Raw genomic sequence first — 17375 nt, forward strand, 5'->3', positions numbered from 1 at the left:
GCGATGTAGTCCTTGAACCGCCCCGGCACCGGGTTCCACCGGGCGTGCAGCGCGCCCAGCGCCGCGTAGCAGTCGCGGACCGTGTCGACCAGCACCCGCACCGCGACGAGGTCGTAGATCTCCTCGAAGTCGCGGCCGCGCACGATCATCTTCTGGTAGACGGAGTAGTAGTGCTTGGGCCGGCCCGTGACCGTCGCCTTGATCTTGGCCGCACGCAGGTCGTTGTTGACCTGCTCGCGGACCCCGGCGAGGTACTCCTCCCGGGCCGGCGCCCGTTCGGCGACCAGGCGCACGATCTCGTCGTAGACCTTGGGGTAGAGGGTCGCGAAGGACAGGTCCTCCAGCTCCCACTTGATGGTGTTCATGCCCAGCCGGTGCGCCAGCGGGGCGTAGATCTCCAGGGTCTCGCGTGCCTTGCGCTGCGCCGACTCCTGCGAGACGTAGCGCCAGGTGCGGGCGTTGTGCAGCCGGTCGGCGAGCTTGATGACCAGCACCCGGATGTCGCGGGCCATCGCCACGACCATCTTGCGCACCGTCTCGGCCTGGGCCGCGTCGCCGTAGGTGACCTTGTCGAGCTTGGTCACGCCGTCCACGAGCATGGCGACCTCGGGGCCGAAGTCCCGGGTGAGGTCCTCGAGGCTGTATGCCGTGTCCTCCACCGTGTCGTGCAGCAGCGCAGCGGCGAGCGTGGCCGGCGTCATGCCCAGCTCGGCCAGGATCGTGGCCACGGCCAGGGGGTGGGTGATGTAGGGGTCGCCGCTCTTGCGCAGCTGGCCGCGGTGGGCCTGCTCCGCGACGGCGTAGGCCTGCTCGATGACCGTCAGGTCGGCCTTGGGGTGGGTCGCCCGGACAGTGCGCAGCAGCGGCTCGAGGACGCGGTAGGTCCCCTGGCGCGGACCGCCGAAGCGGGCCAGCCGCGCGCGGACGCGCGGGATCGGCCCGGTCATGGGCTCGACCTGCGTGGGGGCGGAGGTTCCGGTCGTGCCGCCCGCGACGTCCTCGTTCATGACAGGAGTCTATGTGCCCTCACACGGTGAGGATGGTGTGGACCTCACGACCCGCCAGCTTGACCCGGCCCTCGAGGAAGCCGAGCTCGATCACGGCCTCGAACGCCACGACCTCGGCCCCGGCACGCTCGAGCAGCGTGCAGGTCGCCTCGGCCGTGCCGCCGGTGGCGAGCACGTCGTCGATGACGAGCACATGGGCGCCGGCGACGAACGCGTCGGCGTGCACCTCGATGTGGGCGCTGCCGTACTCCAGGTCGTACTCCACCCCCAGGGTCTCCCCCGGCAGCTTGCCTGCCTTGCGGACCGGCACGAAGCCGATGCCGAGCTCGTAGGCCACGGCGGCGCCGAGGATGAACCCGCGCGCCTCGATGCCGACGATGTGGTCGACCCGGCCGCGGTAGCGGTCGGCGATGTCGCGGACCACCGCGCCCAGGGCCGCCCCGTCGGACAGCAACGGGGTGAAGTCCTTGAACGCCACGCCGGGCTCGGGGAAGTCGGGGATGTCGCGCAGGTGGTCGGAGACCACCTGCGCGATGGACTGCTGTTCGGTGCTCACAGCTCTCCTCAGCGCTTGCTCTTGGGCGGGCGCTTGGGCTGGTTGCGGGGTCCACCGGTGACGTAGGGGTGCACCGGGCGCGAGGCCCGGCCGGCGCCGGCCGCGGCCGGCTCCCGGTGGGAGTCCCCGGCCTCGTCCACGGCGGCGACCTCACCGGCCTCCTCGGCCCTGGCCTCGTCGCGGGTCCGGGCCGCCTGGTAGCGCTTGGCGCGCTTGGCCAGGTCCTTCATCGCCGGCTCGCGCTCACGCAGGTCGGCCAGCAGCGGGGTGGCGATGAAGATCGAGGAGTAGGTGCCGGCCGCGATACCGACGAACAGCGCCAGGCTCAGGTCCACGAGCACGCCGGGGCCGAGCAGCACCGAGCCGATGACGAGGATCGCCGCGACCGGCAGCAGGGCCACGACCGAGGTGTTGATCGAGCGCACCAAGGTCTGGTTGACCGCCCGGTTGGCAGCCTGGGAGTAGCTCATCCGGCCGTTGGCGACCGCCTGGCCGGTGTTCTCGCGCACCTTGTCGAAGACGACGACGGTGTCGTAGAGAGAGTAGCCGAGGATCGTCAGGAAGCCGATCATCGACGCCGGCGTGATCTCGAAGCCGAACAGCGCGTAGATGCCGACGGTGATCACCAGGTCGTGGACCAGCGCGATGAGGCCGGCCGCGGACATCTTCCAGGTGCGGAAGTACAACGCCATGGTCAGCGCGACGAGCACGAGGAACCAGATGAGGGCGGTGATCGCCTTCTGGCTGACCGAGGCACCCCACGAGGCGCCGATGAAGGACGCCGAGATCTTGTTCTCGTCGACGCCGAACGCCTTGGCCAGCTTGGCGCGGGCATCCTCGGTCTGGGTGTCGCTGAGCTTCTCGGTCTGGACCCGCACGGAGTCGGTGCCGAGCTTGGTGACCACGACGTCGGCGCCCTGGTTCAGGCCGCCGAGGGCGTCCTTGGCCTTGGCCTCGTAGCCCTGCGTCGTGCTGACGCCGGAGACGCGCAGCTCGGAGCCACCGCGGAACTCCAGGCCGAGGTTGAGGCCCCGGGCGAAGATGCCCACGAGGGCCAGCACGAGGATCACGCCGGAGATGGCGTACCACGCCTTCTGGCGCCCGACGAAGTCGATCGACCGCTTTCCGCTGTAGAGGTCGTTGCCGAACTGGGCGAAGCTCGTCATGACTGCGCGCTCTCCTCTGCCGCGCGGCGCGCAGCGATCGTGACCCGGCCGCGACCGGCATACAACGGTTGCTTCGCGCCGAGGCGCTCGGGGTCGAAGCCGGACCACTTGTGCCCCTCGCCGAAGAACTTCGTGTTGGCGAGGATGGCGACGATCGGGTGGGTGAACAGGAAGACCACGGCCACGTCGATGATGGTCGTCAGCATCAGCGTGAAGGCGAAGCCGCGCACGTTGCTGGTGGCCAGGATGTAGAGCACCATCGCGGCCAGCATGTTGACGCCGTCGGCGACCAGGATGGTGCGGCGGGCGCGGGCCCAGCCGGTCTCCACGGCTTGGCGCAGGTGCCGGCCCTCACGTACCTCGTCGCGCACGCGTTCGAAGAACACGATGAACGAGTCGGCGGTGATACCGATCGACACGATCAGGCCCGTGACGCCGGCGAGGGTGAGCCGGAAGCCGTGCGACCAGCCCAGCAGCGCCACCGTGACGTAGGTCAGCAGCGAGGCGATGACCAGCGACGCGACCGTGACGAAGCCCAGGGCGCGGTACTGGAACAGCGAGTAGATGACGACCAGCAGCAGGCCGATGAGGCCGGCGAGCAGGCCCTTCTGGAGCTGGTCGGTGCCCAGCGTGGGGCTGACCTGCTCCTCGGTCTGCGGCGTGAACGACATCGGCAGGGCGCCGAACTTCAGCTGGTCGGCCAGCGTCTTGGCGCTGGCCTCGGTGAAGTTGCCGGTGATGCTGGCGGTGCCGGCGGTGATCGCGCTCTGGGTCACCGGCGCGGAGAGCACCTGGCCGTCGAGCACGATGGCGAACTGGTTGCGCGGCTGCGGCAGCGAGACCAGGCGCGAGGTGACGTCGCCGAACTTCTTGGTGCCGTTGGCGTCGAACTTGAGCTGGATCTCGACCTGGTTGGTCTGCGCGCCGGTCTGCGTCGTCTGGAAGCCCGAGGACGCGTCGGCGATGTCGGTGCCGACGACCTCGGCCGGGCCGAGGATGTACTTGGCCTGGCGGTCCTGGGAGCACGTCACCAACGGCTTGGCCGGGTCGTCCATCTGGGTCGCCAGCTTGGCCTGGGTCGCCGGGTTGGCGCAGTTGAGTGCCGTGAACTGCTTCTCGATGTCGGGGGTGATCCAGGCCAGGTCGCTGGCGTCCTTGGGCTTGGCGCCGGTCGTCCCGGTCGAGCCCGTCGTGCCGGTCGCCGTGGGCGTCGGCGTGGGCGTGGTGTCCTTGCTCAGCGCGGGCGGGAAGGCCGACTTGGCGCTGGTGGTCGCGGTCCCCGACGGCGCGGTGGCCTTGGAGCCCGAGGTCGGCTTGGCGCTCGGCGTGCCCGACGGGGCGGTCGCGGTGCCGGTGGACGTCGGGGTCGGCTGCGGGGCGCCGGCGGCCTCGACCAGCACGGCACGGAAGCGCAGCTGGGATGAGCGCTTCAGCGAGTCGATCGTGGCCTTGTCCGGGGTGCCGGGCAGGGAGACCACGACGTTCGAGCCGCCCTGGGTGGTCACCTCGGCCTCGGAGACGCCGGTGCTGTCGACGCGCTGGCGCATGATGTCGACGGCCTGGTTGATCTGGTCCTGGCTGATCGAGCCGCCGTTGGTGATGACCGGCTTGAGGATCAGCTGGGTGCCGCCCTCGAGGTCGAGGCCGAGCTTGGGCGTCCACTGGGCACTGCCCCAGGTGACGACGGCCGCCAGCAGGCCGTAGAGGCCCACGACCAGCACGGCCAGCGCCGCCAGGGTCCGCAGCGGCTTGCGGTTGCGCGGGTTGATCGCCACGGTCAGTCCCGCTCCCCGGTGGTGTCCGGGCGCTCCGCCGGCGTGCTGCCCTCGGCCGGCACGTCAGTGGGCGTCGGCGCCTCGGCGGCCGAACCGGACGCGGCGGCCTCCGGGGTCGCGGTGGCGCCGGCCGGAGCCGGACCACCGATCGCGCGGCGGTCGAAGCGCACCAGCACGCCAGGGCTGACCTCGAGGGTGACCACGGTGTCGTCGATGGCGCTGATGCGCCCGAGCAGGCCCGAGGTCGTGGTCACCTCGTCGCCGACCTTGAGGCCGCTCTGCACGGCCTGCACCTCGCGCTGGCGACGCCGCTGCGTCATGAACATGAACGCGATCAGCAGGATCGGCAGGGCGAAGATGAGCAGGTTGCCGAGGCCGGCCCCCGAAGAGGCGGCCGCGGTGGCCAGTGACGACATGAGTCAGTCCTTCACGACAGTTGGGTTGACACGCACCACTGGGGACAACGTCCCCGGACGCGCGGAAGTCCCGGACGGAGCCGGTGCGTTCGCGTGAGTCTAGGTGAGCGGCACCACAGGCACCAAGGAACCCCGCCCATGCGCCGCCATTTCGTGATGAACGCGGAGGTATGCCGCGAGCCGCCCCCGCGGGTTCGACCGGCAACCCGGCAGGTCGGCATGCCTGCGTCCTCAGCCGCCGAAGCGGCCACCGTCGCCCTCACCGAACGGCAGCGGCTGGGCGACCCCGAGGTCGACCGGGGCCGGCGGGGTCAGGCCGAGGTGCTGCCAGGCCAGCGGGGCCGCGGCCCGGCCGCGCGGGGTGCGGATCATGAACCCCTCGCGCACGAGGTAGGGCTCGGCCACCGTCTCGACGGTGTCGGACTCCTCCCCGACCGCCACCGCGAGGGTGGACAGGCCGACCGGCCCGCCGGCGAACCGGCGGCACAGCGCCTCGAGCACGGCCCGGTCGAGGCGGTCCAGGCCCTTGTCGTCGACGTCGAACAGGGCCAGCGCGGTGTGCGCGGCCAACTCGTCGACCACGCCGCGCCCGTGGACCTGTGCCCAGTCGCGGACCCGGCGCAGCAGCCGGTTGGCGATGCGGGGCGTGCCGCGGGAGCGGCCGGCGATCTCGGAGATGCCCCGCGGGTGGGCCTTGACCTCCAGGAGCCGGGCCGAGCGCATGAGGATCTGCTCGAGGTCCTCGGCGGCGTAGTAGTCGAGGTGGCCGGTGAAGCCGAACCGGTCACGCAGCGGTGCCGGCAGCAGGCCCGAGCGGGTGGTGGCGCCGACGACGGTGAACGGCGGCAGCTCCAGCGGGATGGCGGTGGCGCCGGGGCCCTTTCCCACGACCACGTCGACCCGGAAGTCCTCCATCGCCAGGTAGAGCATCTCCTCGGCGGCCCGGGACATGCGGTGGATCTCGTCGAGGAAGAGCACCTCGCCCTCGGCCAGCGAGGACAGGATCGCCGCGAGGTCGCCGGCGTGCTGGATCGCCGGGCCGCTGGTGATGCGGATCGGCTGCTCCAGCTCGGCGGCCACGATCATGGCGAGGGTGGTCTTGCCCAGCCCGGGCGGCCCGGAGAGCAGCACGTGGTCCGGGGGCGCGCCGCGGCGCCGGGCGGCCTCGAGCACCAGGCCGAGCTGGTCGCGCACCCGCGTCTGCCCGGCGTAGTCAGCCAGGCGCCGGGGCCGCAGGGCCGCCTCGACGCGGCGCTCGTCGTCGTCGCTGCCGGCGTCCATGACCCGGTTGGTCGTCGCCTCGAACGAGCCGTCGGAGTAGATCTCGTAGGTGCCGGCGGGCAGGTCGCGGCTCATCGTCCGAGCTCCCGCAGCGCGGCGCGCAGCAGCGTGGCCACGGTGGCATCGGCGGGGGCGTCGACCGCGACGGTCTCAACGGCGTCCTCGGCCTGCTTGGCCGACCAGCCGAGGCCGACGAGGGCCTCGTGGACCTGGCCCCGCCACGGGGCGCCGCTGCCGTTGCCGCTGACCACGACCGGGGCTGCGCCGGTGGGCAGGCCGATCTTGTCGCGCAGCTCGAGCACGATGCGCTCGGCACCCTTCTTGCCGATGCCGGGCACCTTGGTCAGGGCGTGGAGGTCGCCGTCGGAGACGGCGCGGCGGAGGGCGTCCGGGGCGTGCACCGCGAGCATGGCCAGGGCCAGGCGCGGGCCGACCCCGGAGACGGTCTGCACCAGCTCGAAGACCTGGCGCTCGTCCTCGTCGGCGAAGCCGTAGAGCGTCAGCGACTCCTCGCGCACGACCAGGGTGGTGGCCAGGCTGGCCGCGGACCCGGGGCGCAGGCCGGCCGCGGTGCCGGGGGTGGTGTGCACGAGCAGCCCCACTCCCCCGACCTCGACCACGGCCGAGTCGAGGCCCACGGACAGCACCGGGCCGCGGACGGAGGCGATCACCGGGCCCCGCCTCGTGCCGCGGCGGCGGCGCGCTGCAGGCGGTCCTGGGCCCCGCCGCGCCATACGTGGCAGATGGCCAGGGCCAGGGCGTCGGCGGCGTCGGCCGGCTGGGGCCGGGTGTCGAGCCGCAGGATGCGGGTCACCATCGTGGTCACCTGGGCCTTGTCCGCGCGGCCGCTGCCGGTGACGGCAGCCTTGACCTCGCTCGGGGTGTGCATGGCAAGGGGCAGGCCGCGCTCGGCGGCCGCGAGCATCGCCACGGCCGAGGCCTGGGCGGTGCCCATGACGCTGCGCAGGTTGGCCTGGGCGAACACCCGCTCGACTGCGATCGCGTCGGGCTGGTAGCGCTGCAGCCATTGCTCGAGCTCGCCGCGCAGGGCGTGCAGGCGCAGGTGGGTCTCCTGGGCGGCCGGGGTGCGGATCACGCCGACGGCGACCATCCGCAGCGGCTGGCCGAGCCCGCCGTCGACCACGCCGATGCCGCAGCGGGTCAGGCCGGGGTCGACACCAAGCACGCGCACAACCGGCTCCTTGCCACGACGATCACCGAACACCTGTTCGGAGAGAAACCTACCGTGCCGGCGGCGCGCCACCACAGCGACGCGCCGCCCACCGGTCACTCCTCGTCGAGCTCGGCCAGGATGTCGTCGCTGACGTCACCGTTGGCCCAGACGTTCTGCACGTCGTCGCTGTCCTCGAGGGCGTCGATGACGCGGAACATCTTGCGCGCGCCGTCGGCATCGAGCTCGACCTGCAGGGTCGGCACGAAGGAGGCCTCGGCCGAGTCGTAGTCGATCCCCGCGCCCTGGAGGGCGGTGCGGACGGCGACGAAGTCACCGGCCTCGCTGATGATCTCGAAGGACTCGCCGAGGTCGTTGACCTCCTCGGCGCCGGCGTCGAGGACCACCTCGAGCAGGTCGTCCTCGGTGAGGTCCCCCTTGGGCACGATGACGACGCCCTTGCGGGTGAAGACGTAGGACACGCTGCCCGGGTCGGCGAGCTGGCCGCCGTTGCGGGTCAGCGCGGTGCGCACCTCGGCCGCCGCGCGGTTGCGGTTGTCGGTGAGGCACTCGATCAGCACGGCCACGCCGTTGGGGGCGTAGCCCTCGTACATGATCGTCTGCCAGTCGGCGCCGCCCGCCTCGGCGCCGGAGCCGCGCTTGACGGCGCGGTCGATGTTGTCGTTGGGGACCGAGGTCTTCTTGGCCTTCTGGATGGCGTCGTAGAGCGTCGGGTTGCCCGCCGGGTCACCGCCGCCAGTGCGGGCCGCGACCTCGATGTTCTTGATCAGCTTGGCGAAGAGCTTGCCCCGCTTGGCGTCGATCGCAGCCTTCTTGTGCTTGGTCGTCGCCCATTTGGAGTGGCCGCTCATCGAGTCTCCCTATCCCTGCTCGGTATCCGTGAAATCCGCACGATCCTACTGACTGTCGGCTGGCTGCCGGCGCGTGGCTCAGGCGCGGGCCGCTCGCACCATCTGTACGAAGTAGTCGTGGACCCGGTGGTCGCCGGTCACCTCGGGGTGGAACGAGGTCGCGAGCAGGTTGCCCTGGCGCACCGCCACGACGTGCCCCGCGGCCGGCCCCGACTCGACGGTGGCCAGCACCTGCACGCCCTCGCCGACCTGCTCCACCCAGGGCGCCCGGATGAAGACCGCGCGCACCGGCTCGCCGTCGGCGCCGACGACCTCGGGCATGTGCAGGTCCTCCTCGAAGGAGTCGACCTGGCGGCCGAAGGCGTTGCGGCGCACCGTCATGTCCAGCCCGCCGAGCGTCTGCTGGTCGGGCCGGGCGTCGGCGATCCGGTCGGCGAGCATGATCATCCCGGCGCAGGAGCCGTAGGCGGGCATGCCGTCGGCGATCCGCTTGCGCAGCGGGTCGTAGAGCTCGAACGCCCGCACCAGCTTGTCCATCGTCGTCGACTCCCCGCCGGGGATGACGATCGCCTCGACCTCGTCGAGCTCGCGCGGCCGGCGCACACCGGTGGCCTCGGCACCGAGGGAGGACAGGACGTGGACGTGCTCGCGGACGTCACCCTGGACGGCCAGCACGCCGATGCGAAGGGGGGAAGGGCTCACGCCCGCCAGCGTATGCCGTGCCGGTGACGCTACGTTGCGGGGTATGTCCCAGCACGCTGACCTGGCTGCCCGCGCGGGCGACCTCGACGCCACGTCCCCCCTGTCCGGCACCCGGGAGCGGTTCCTCGTCCCCGAGGGCGTCATCTACCTCGACGGCAACTCACTCGGGGCGCTGCCGGCCGCCGTTCCCGACGTGGTGCAGGACGTGGTCACTCGCCAGTGGGGCCAGCGCCTGATCCGGTCCTGGAACGAGTTCGACTGGTGGGGCGCCCCCGAGCGCACCGGTGACCGCATCGGCGCACTGGTCGGCGCCGCCCCCGGCCAGGTCGTGGTCACCGACTCGACCTCGGTCAACCTGTTCAAGGTCTTCGTCGCCGCCGCGCGGATGCGCCCCGGCCGCCCCGTTGTGCTCACCGACGGCGGGTCGTTCCCCACCGACCTGCACATCCTGTCCTCGGTCGCCCGGCTGATGGACCTCGAGGTCGTGCGGGTGCCCCACGAGCAGGCCGCCGGCGCCATTGCCGAGCACGCCGACCGGCTGGCCTGCATCGCCTTCTCCCAGGTGGACTACCGCAGCGGCGAGCTCTGGGACCTGCCCGGGCTGACGCGCGCCGCGCACGACGCCGGGGCGCTCGCCTGCTGGGACCTGTGCCACTCCGCCGGCGTGCACCCGGTCGGCCTGGACGAGCACGGGGTCGACCTCGCGGTCGGCTGCGGCTACAAGTACCTCAACGGCGGGCCGGGCGCACCGGCGTTCCTCTACGTGGCGGCCCGCCACCAGGACGCCTTCGACCACCCGCTGACCGGCTGGCAGGGCCACGCGGCGCCGTTCGCGATGAGCCCGGACTACGCCCCCGCCCACGGGATCACCCGGGCCCGGGTCGGCACCGCTCCCCTGCTGTCGCTGCTGGGGCTGGAAGCCGCGCTCACGGCATACGACGGGCTGTCCATGGCGGACGTGCGCTCGCACAGCCAGTCGCTGACGGGCTTCTTCCTCGAGTGCCTCGACAGCCTCGGGCTCGACCTGCCGGTGGTCACCCCGCGGGACCCGGAGCGCCGCGGCTCGCAGGTCTCGCTGCGCCACCCGGAGGCGTATGCCGTGGTGCAGGCCCTCATCGCCCGCGGGGTCATCGGCGACTTCCGCGAGCCCGACGTGGTGCGCCTGGGCTTCGCCCCGCTCTACCTGTCGCACGCCGACGTCCTCGCCTCCGCCCAGCACCTGCTGGACGTGGTGCGGGACAAGGAGTTCGAGCGGCCCGAGTTCAATGCTCGCGCGGCGGTCACCTGAGACCGGCACCCGGAGTCTCGTCGGCCAGGGAGGACCACAGGTGCAACGCGGCATACGCACGCCACGGGCGCCACGCCTCGGCCCGCAGGGTCAGTGACCGGGCGTCCATCGGGCTGCCGAGGCGCTCCAGTGCCTGGCGCAGGCCGAGGTCGGCGGCCGGGAAGGCGTCGGGGTCGCCGAGTGCCCGCATCGCGACGTAGTCGGCGGTCCACGGCCCGATGCCCTTGAGGGACAGCAGTGCCCGGCGGGTCTGCTCCCGGTCGGCGCCCGGGTCGAGGACGACCACCCCGGCGGCCACGGCGCTCGCGACCGCCCGCAGCGTGTCCATCCGCCCGGTGGTCAGGCCCAGGCCCGACAGGTCGGCCTCGGCCACCGACTCGGCGGTCGGGAACAGGTGGGTCACCGCACCGCTGGGGGCGTCCATGGGCTTGCCGAGCCGTTCGACCAGGCGCCCGGCCAGGGTGCGCGCCCCCTTGACCGTGACCTGCTGGCCGAGGACCGCCCGCACTGCCAGCTCGAAGCCGTCGACGTGGCCGGGCACCCGCAGGCCGGGGCGACGCTGCACGAGCGGGGCGAGCAGCGGGTCGCGGGACAGTGCGCCGGACACCGCCTCGGGGTCGGCGTCGAGGTCGAACAGCCGGCGGGTGCGCTGTACGGCCGGGGTGAGATCGCGCAGGTCCGCCAGCCGCAGCCGGGCGGTGACGTGTCCCTCGCCGGGGTGAGGTGTCACGGTCACGACGCCGGCGCCGTGCGGCAGGCGCAGCGCCCGGCGGTAGGTCGTCCCGTCGAACTCCTCCACGCCGGGCACCGCCCGCAGACCGAGGAAGGCCATCAGCGGCGCGTGGTCCAGCGGCAGCCGGTGGGTCAGCCGCAGCACGACCTCGCCGGTGCCGTCGGCGGCCGCCCGCCGCCCTCGGCGCAGGTCGGTCGGTGCGGCGCCGAACGCCTCGCGGATGCTGTCGTTGAACTGCCGGATGCTGGCGTAGCCGGCCGCGAACGCCACGGACGTCACCGGCAGCTCGGTGGCCTCGAGCAGCAGCCGGGCCGTCTGCGCCCGCCGCATCCGGGCCAGGGCGAGCGGGCCGACCCCCACCTCGGCGACCATGACCCGGTGCAGGTGGCGTTCGCTGACCGCCAGCCGCCGGGCCAGGGCGGCGACCCCGCCCTCGTCGACCGCCCCGTCGTTGACCAGCCGCAGCGCCCGCGCCACGAGGTCGGCGCGCACGTCCCAGTCCGCCGACCCCGGTGCGGCCTCGGGCCGGCACCGCTTGCAGGCCCGGAACCCCGCCGCCTGCGCGGCCGGCGCCGTGGTGAAGAACGTGACGTTCTCCGGGTACGGCGTGCGCGCCGGGCAGCTGGGCCGGCAGTAGATGCCGGTGGTGCGCACCGCGGTGAAGAACCGCCCGTCGTGGCGGCGGTCCCGGCTCGCGATCGCGGCGTAGCGGGCCTCGAAGGTCTCGGTCACGCAGCCATCATGGCGCGGCCGGACCCGACGCACTGGCGGGTTTCGGACGCCGCCGCGGGCCGCGGCACGCGCCGGGCACTCAGAGGGTCGCGGGCAGCCCCAGCTCGGCGAACAGCTGCGGCCCGAACGTCGTGATCTCGGCGACCAGGCCGTCGCGCACCCGCAATACGTCGAGCTTGAACGCCCGGTATGCCGTGTCGCCCGGCCGGAGCAGGTAGCTCGCCGCCGCGGGCATCCGGTTGGCCGACGTGGGCAGCAGGCGCCAGTCGCCGTCGCGCTCGGGGCCGAACGCCCGCTCCAGCAGCGCCGCGACCTGCTGCAGACCGTCGAAGACCATCGGGTACGGCGGCATGGTGACGCGCAGGTCCTGGGCCGAGATCGCCACCGCGGCCGCCGCGTCGCACCGCTCGTGGGCGTCGATGAACGCGGCCAGCAGGGCCCGGTCCTGCTCGTCCAGCTCGGGTGCGGACCACTCGCCGCGGTGCTGCGGGAGCCGGTCGTGCAGCGTCGCCCGGGCCCGCTGCAGCGCGCTGTTGGCCGCGGGCACGCTGGTGCCGAGCAGGTCCGCGGCCTCGCTGGCCGGCCAGCCGAGGACGTCCCGGACGATGAAGGCGGCGCGCTGGCGCGGCGGCAGGGCCTGCATCGCCACGAGGAAGGCCAGCTCGATCGTCTCGCGGTCGACGACCATGGCCTCGGGCTGCTCGTCGGTCGGCGCGGCCTCGTCCAGCAGCCGGTCGGGGTAGGGCGTCAGCCACGGCACCTCGGCGTGGCTCGAGGCGGCCACGGGCCGGCGCGACCGGCGCCGGATCGCGTCGAGGCAGACGTTGGTGGCGATGCGGTACAGCCAGGCCCGCACCAGGGTGCTGCCGTCGAAGCCGTCCCGGCCGCGCCACGCGCGCAGGAACGTCTCCTGCACCGCGTCCTCGGCCTCCTCGAACGAGGCGAGCATGCGGTAGCAGTGCACGTGCAGCTCCCGGCGGTGCCGTGCAGCCAGGGCAGTGAAGCCGGCCTCGCTGAGGTCGCCGACGCTCTCGGCCGGGGCGTTCGCACCCCGGCTCTCCTGCGGCGTGGCGCTCGCGGGTGGACGGGTCATCAGGGTTCCAGTCTCCATGCCCGTTCAACGTCCGGCACGGCGAGGACTCATCGGTGCCCCGGTGAGCCGGCCAACCGGCATACCGGGACGACCGGGCCGGACAGCAGGCGACCCCGGCACCCACCAGGGGTGCCGGGGCCGCTCACGGACCAGGCGGTATGCCGAGCGGCCGGGTCACCAGCCCCGTTCGGACAGGCGGTGCGGCTGGGGCAGCTCGTCGACGTTGATGCCGACCATGGCCTCGCCCAGGCCGCGCGAGACCTTGGCGATCACGTCGGGGTCGTCGAAGAAGGTCGTGGCCTTGACGATGGCCTCGGCGCGCTGGGCCGGGTTGCCGGACTTGAAGATGCCGGAGCCGACGAAGACGCCCTCGGCGCCGAGCTGCATCATCATCGCGGCGTCGGCCGGGGTGGCGATGCCGCCGGCGGTGAACAGCACCACCGGGAGCTTGCCGGCCTGCGCGACCTCCTTGACCAGCTCGTAGGGGGCCTGGAGCTCCTTGGCGGCGACGTAGAGCTCGTCGGGGCTCATGGAGCGCAGCCGGTTGATCTCGGCGCGCAGGGTGCGCATGTGGGTGGTGGCGTTGGAGACGTCACCGGTGCCGGCCTCGCCCTTGGAACGGATCATGGCCGCGCCCTCGGTGATGCGGCGCAGGGCCTCGCCGAGGTTGGTGGCACCGCAGACGAAGGGGACGGTGAAGGCCCACTTGTCGATGTGGTTGGCGTAGTCGGCCGGGGTGAGGACCTCGGACTCGTCGATGTAGTCCACACCGAGGGACTGCAGCACCTGGGCCTCGACGAAGTGGCCGATGCGGGCCTTGGCCATGACGGGGATGGAGACGGCCTCGATGATGCCGTCGATCATGTCGGGGTCGCTCATGCGCGAGACGCCGCCCTGGGCGCGGATGTCGGCGGGGACGCGCTCGAGGGCCATGACGGCGACGGCGCCGGCGTCCTCGGCGATCTTGGCCTGCTCGGGGGTGACGACGTCCATGATGACGCCGCCCTTGAGCATCTCGGCCATGCCGCGCTTGACGCGCGAGGTGCCAGTGGTGGGTGCGGTGGCGGTGGTGCTCTCTTGCGCAGACACGGCTGAGCCTCTTCTTCGCTGTCTCAGGGTGGTACGGGACTACTCGCCATCGTAGAGGCACGCCCGGGCCGGTCCGTGCCCGGTCAGGGCAGGTGCGGTGCTCGTCACCCGGGCGTGCTGCTCCCCCGGCCGCACCCTGCAAGTGCGCCGCTCAGGCGTCGCGCAGCGCCGCCGGCAGGTCGTCGTCGATCTCGAAGGTCTGCGGCAGGGGTGTGTGGCCGGCGAGGCGCACCCAGCGGACCACCAGCTTGCGGCGGACCCGGCGCACGTCGATGACGGCGTCGTTGAGGAAGCGCCGCGCCAGCTGCACCCGCTGCCCGGCGGTGACCAGGCGCTTGAGGGCCAGGGCACCGACGGCGTCGTCGGCGCGCAGACCGGCCACCACCTCCGGGGTCAGCGCCAGGTGCAGGGCCTCGGACAGCCCGCTCTCGACCACCTCCCGGCCCTGCAGCGCCGCGTCGGTGGACTCCAGGGACTCCGAGGACGCCCCGGCCAGCAGCAGGGCGCTCGCCGGGTCGAGCAGGCCGGTGTTGGCCAGCTCCAGCGTCGCCTCGGCCCGGCGCACCAGCTGGGCGTCCAGCGCGGAGTGGGCGCCCTCGACGCGCACGTGCAGCCGGTCCAGGCGGGCCGCGGTGTAGGACAGGTACCACGCCACCAGCGCGCAGCCCGCGAAGACGACGACCACCCAGAACAGCGTGCTCGACATCATGAGGCGCTCTCCGCACCGCGGCCCCGCGTCCAGCGCGACCACATCGAGGCCGGCTCGCTAGCCGGCCGCACCACGGGGGCTCCGGCGGTCACGGTCTCGTAGACCGCCATGACCTGGGCGGCGACCACCGACCAGTCGAAGATGTCGGCGCGCTTGCGCCCGCGCGCAGCCAGGTCGGCCCGCACCGCCGGGTCCTGCAGCAGGCGGACCGTCTCCCGGGCCAGGTCCTCGGCGTCCTCGTTGCGGAACGTCGCCCCTGCGGCCCCGCCGTCGAGGACCCGCACGAACGCAGGCAGGTCGCTGGCCAGCACGGGGGCGCCGGCGCTCATCGCCTCCGCCAGGACGATGCCGAAGCTCTCGCCCCCGGTGTGCGGCGCGAGGTAGAGGTCGACCGAGGCCAGCAGGCTCGCCTTGTCGGCGTCGCTGACCCCGCCGAGGAACGTGCACGCGGCAGCGGACTCGGGCGACAGGCGCTCGCGGGCCGCGTCGACGTCGCCGTGGCCGGCCACGAGTACCCGCACCCCGGGCACGGCCTGCTGGATGAGCGGCAGGGCGCGGCTGAGCACCGGCAGGCCCTTGCGGGGCTCGTCGATCCGGCCGAGGAAGGCGATGGTCGGAGCCTCGGGGGTGCCCTGCCACTCGGGCCGCACCGGCGCCTCGGCGAAGCGGGCGACGTAGACGCCGTTGGGGATGACCACGGCGTCCCCGCCGAGGTGGGTGGTGACCGTGCGCCGGGCGTCCTCGGAGACCGCGATGCGCCCGTTGATCTTCTCCAGGCTGGGGCGCAGGACGGGGTAGGACGCCTGCATCGCGCGGGAGCGCAGGTTGGAGGTGTGGAAGGTCGCCACGACCGGGCCCTCGACCGCCCACAGCGCCAGGAGCGAGGTGCTCGGTGTGACCGGCTCGTGGATGTGCACCACGTCGAAGTTGCCGCGCTCGATCCACCGCCCGACGCGCCGCGCCGTCACCGGGCCGAACGCCAGGCGGGCCACGGAGCCGTTGTAGCGCACCGGGATCGCCCCGCCCGTGCCCTGGACGTAGTCCGGCAGGGGGGTGCCCTCGTCGGCCGGGGCCAGGACGGACACCTCGTGCCCCTCGGCGATGAAGTGCTCGGCCAGGTCCCGGACGTGGAACTGCACTCCCCCGGGGACGTCGAAGGAGTACGGGCAGACCATGCCGATCCTCACACTGCCCCCTCGGCACTCGCGACCGGCATCCGCGCGGGGTCGAGGTCCTCGACGAACACCCGCTGCATCATGTGCCAGTCCTCGGTGTGCGCGCGGACCGCGCCGGTGAGGGCGTCGGCGCACGCCTGGGTCATCGTCGCGACCTTCTCGCGGGTGGTGCCTGTCGCCGGCACCTCCACGCGGTCGTGGAAGACGATGACCAGGTCGTACCCGCGGCCGGTCACCCGCCGCTCGTAGTGCACCGACACCGGGTGCAGCGCAGCGCCGGTGGTCACGGCCAGCGCCGCAGGCCCGACAGCCATCCGTGCCCGGTGCCCGCAGAAGTCGACCTCGACACCACCCGCGGTCAGGTCGCGGTCGGCCAGCAGCGCGACGAACGCGTTGGCGCGCAACGCCTTCGTCAGCTCCCGGAAGACGTCGGACCCGCCGGTCAGCGGCAGGATCCGCATGCCCAGGCGCTCGCGGAAGCCGAGGAACTCGTCATACAGCTCCTCGGGCTTGAGCCGCTCGGCGACGGTGGTGACCGGCGCGAGCTGGGTCGTCGACCAGGCCCCGCCCAGGTCCCAGTTGCCCATGTGCCCGAGGAACATCACGGCCGGCCGCCTCGCGCCGAGGTGCGCCCGCACCGGGGCGTCGCCGACCGTGCGCACCCGCGCGACGAGGTCGGCCTCGGTCAGGTCGGGCAGCCGGAACGCCTCGCACCAGTACCGGAAGTAGGAGCGCATGCCCGCGCGCACCAGGGCGTCGAGGCGGGCCGCGTCCAGCTCAGGGCGGACCCGGGCGTAGTTGGCGCGCATCCGGGCCACCCCCGAGCCGCCGCGCCGGGCGGCGACGTCGGCGATGAGGTCGAACACGGCATACGCGAGGCGCTCGGGCAGGCGCCGGACCAGGGTCCAGCCGGCCCGGTATGCCGTGAGCGCAGCCCGGTCGGTCAGCCGGCTCACGCGGCCTCGAAGGCCTGGCGGCGCACGGTGAGCATCCGCTGGAAGACGGTGATGAGGCTCGCGACGGCCAGCAGCCCGAGCACGACACCGAGGACGACCTCCGGCAGGCCCAGGCCGACCAGGCCGGTGGCGAGGAGCACGGCGACGAGGCGGTCGGCGCGCTCGGCGATGCCGACGTTGGCGGTCATGCCCAGGCCCTCGGCCCGCGCCTTGGCGTAGCTGACCACGCTGCCGAGGATGAGGCAGGCCAGCGCCAGGGAGGCCATGACGGCACTGTGGCCGGCGGAGGCGTAGTAGAGGACGAGGCCTCCGAAGATCGCGCTGTCGCCGACCCGGTCCAGGGTGGAGTCCAGGTAGGCGCCCCACCGGCTCGAGCGCCCGGACAGGCGGGCCATGACGCCGTCGATGGTGTCGGAGAAGACGAAGACGGCGATCACCACGGTGCCGGTGAAGAACCGGTGGAAGGGGTAGAACGCCAGGGCGCCGACGCACACCCCGACGGTCCCCACGATCGTCACGACGTCGGGGCTGATGCCCCACTTGAGGAACAGCCTGGCCACCGGCGTGAAGATGCGGGTGAAGAGGGCGCGCGCGAATCGGTTCAGCATGGTGGCCTCAGACTACTGATCGCGCGCTCAGGGGTTGTGCCGGCGC

The 17375-nt window shown here is 73.0% G+C and carries 18 protein-coding genes; 1 reads left to right on the plus strand and 17 read right to left on the minus strand.

Translation table 11 applies throughout. The features are described from left to right. The 10 genes from ACXVGS_RS03150 to pdxT all read right to left on the minus strand — a co-directional run. Positions 1–947 (minus strand): RelA/SpoT family protein (locus ACXVGS_RS03150; RefSeq protein WP_458536626.1); only part of this gene is annotated, 947 nt, incomplete at its 3' end. Between the two features lie 79 nt (positions 948–1026). Then, the gene (locus ACXVGS_RS03155) at positions 1027–1563 is read right to left on the minus strand and encodes an adenine phosphoribosyltransferase (protein WP_458531963.1); all 537 of its coding nucleotides are present in this window, start codon (positions 1561–1563) and stop codon (positions 1027–1029) included. A gap of 8 nt (positions 1564–1571) precedes the next feature. Continuing rightward, positions 1572–2729 (minus strand): protein translocase subunit SecF, encoded by a 1158-nt coding sequence (gene secF, locus ACXVGS_RS03160; RefSeq protein ID WP_458531964.1) that lies wholly within the window; start codon positions 2727–2729, stop codon positions 1572–1574. Continuing rightward, positions 2726–4504, minus strand: a complete 1779-nt coding sequence (gene secD, locus ACXVGS_RS03165) for a protein translocase subunit SecD (RefSeq protein ID WP_458531965.1) — start codon at positions 4502–4504, stop codon at positions 2726–2728. The genes secF and secD overlap by 4 nt, the downstream gene beginning before the upstream one ends. Positions 4505–4506: 2 nt before the next feature. Further along, positions 4507–4920 (minus strand): preprotein translocase subunit YajC, encoded by a 414-nt coding sequence (gene yajC / locus ACXVGS_RS03170; RefSeq protein WP_458531071.1) that lies wholly within the window; start codon positions 4918–4920, stop codon positions 4507–4509. A 231-nt stretch (positions 4921–5151) separates the two neighbouring features. Next, positions 5152–6276 carry a Holliday junction branch migration DNA helicase RuvB gene (gene ruvB / locus ACXVGS_RS03175; RefSeq protein WP_458536612.1) on the minus strand — a complete coding sequence of 375 codons (1125 nt, stop codon included), beginning with the start codon at positions 6274–6276 and terminating at the stop codon, positions 5152–5154. Continuing rightward, positions 6273–6872, minus strand: coding sequence for a Holliday junction branch migration protein RuvA (ruvA, locus tag ACXVGS_RS03180; protein WP_458531966.1), 600 nt, complete (start codon positions 6870–6872; stop codon positions 6273–6275). Before ruvA ends, ruvB begins: the two co-directional genes overlap by 4 nt. Next, positions 6869–7393, minus strand: a complete 525-nt coding sequence (ruvC, locus tag ACXVGS_RS03185) for a crossover junction endodeoxyribonuclease RuvC (protein ID WP_458529591.1) — start codon at positions 7391–7393, stop codon at positions 6869–6871. Before ruvC ends, ruvA begins: the two co-directional genes overlap by 4 nt. 95 nt (positions 7394–7488) lie before the next feature. Continuing rightward, positions 7489–8244 carry a YebC/PmpR family DNA-binding transcriptional regulator gene (locus tag ACXVGS_RS03190; RefSeq protein WP_141788294.1) on the minus strand — a complete coding sequence of 252 codons (756 nt, stop codon included), beginning with the start codon at positions 8242–8244 and terminating at the stop codon, positions 7489–7491. 78 nt (positions 8245–8322) lie between these two features. After that, positions 8323–8946 carry a pyridoxal 5'-phosphate synthase glutaminase subunit PdxT gene (gene pdxT / locus ACXVGS_RS03195; RefSeq protein ID WP_458529592.1) on the minus strand — a complete coding sequence of 208 codons (624 nt, stop codon included), beginning with the start codon at positions 8944–8946 and terminating at the stop codon, positions 8323–8325. Positions 8947–8989: 43 nt separating this feature from the next. Between pdxT and kynU the strand changes: the two genes are divergently transcribed. Further along, a complete protein-coding gene (kynU, locus tag ACXVGS_RS03200) occupies positions 8990–10234 on the plus strand; it encodes a kynureninase (protein WP_458536613.1) in 1245 nt (414 codons plus the stop codon). Here kynU and ACXVGS_RS03205 read toward each other — a convergent pair. The 7 genes from ACXVGS_RS03205 to pgsA all read right to left on the minus strand — a co-directional run bounded on the left by ACXVGS_RS03205 (position 10227) and on the right by pgsA (position 17329). After that, on the minus strand, positions 10227–11699 hold the full coding sequence (locus tag ACXVGS_RS03205; RefSeq protein WP_458531967.1) for a DNA-3-methyladenine glycosylase 2 family protein: 1473 nt from the start codon (positions 11697–11699) through the stop codon (positions 10227–10229). The genes kynU and ACXVGS_RS03205 overlap by 8 nt on opposite strands. A 79-nt stretch (positions 11700–11778) precedes the next feature. Next, on the minus strand, positions 11779–12792 hold the full coding sequence (locus ACXVGS_RS03210; RefSeq protein ID WP_458533409.1) for an RNA polymerase subunit sigma-70: 1014 nt from the start codon (positions 12790–12792) through the stop codon (positions 11779–11781). A gap of 174 nt (positions 12793–12966) precedes the next feature. Next, a complete protein-coding gene (gene pdxS / locus ACXVGS_RS03215; RefSeq protein ID WP_458529596.1) occupies positions 12967–13881 on the minus strand; it encodes a pyridoxal 5'-phosphate synthase lyase subunit PdxS in 915 nt (304 codons plus the stop codon). 151 nt (positions 13882–14032) lie between these two features. Further along, the gene (locus tag ACXVGS_RS03220) at positions 14033–14590 is read right to left on the minus strand and encodes a hypothetical protein (RefSeq protein ID WP_458529597.1); all 558 of its coding nucleotides are present in this window, start codon (positions 14588–14590) and stop codon (positions 14033–14035) included. Then, complete coding sequence (locus ACXVGS_RS03225; protein ID WP_458529598.1) at positions 14587–15777, minus strand: glycosyltransferase family 4 protein; 1191 nt, start codon at positions 15775–15777, stop codon at positions 14587–14589. Before ACXVGS_RS03225 ends, ACXVGS_RS03220 begins: the two co-directional genes overlap by 4 nt. Then, on the minus strand, positions 15774–16721 hold the full coding sequence (locus ACXVGS_RS03230; RefSeq protein ID WP_458529599.1) for a phosphatidylinositol mannoside acyltransferase: 948 nt from the start codon (positions 16719–16721) through the stop codon (positions 15774–15776). Before ACXVGS_RS03230 ends, ACXVGS_RS03225 begins: the two co-directional genes overlap by 4 nt. Then, complete coding sequence (gene pgsA, locus ACXVGS_RS03235) at positions 16718–17329, minus strand: phosphatidylinositol phosphate synthase (protein WP_458529600.1); 612 nt, start codon at positions 17327–17329, stop codon at positions 16718–16720. The genes ACXVGS_RS03230 and pgsA overlap by 4 nt, the downstream gene beginning before the upstream one ends. Between the last annotated feature and the right edge of the window lie 46 nt (positions 17330–17375).

The sequence above is a fragment of the Oryzihumus sp. genome, from assembly GCF_054325275.1.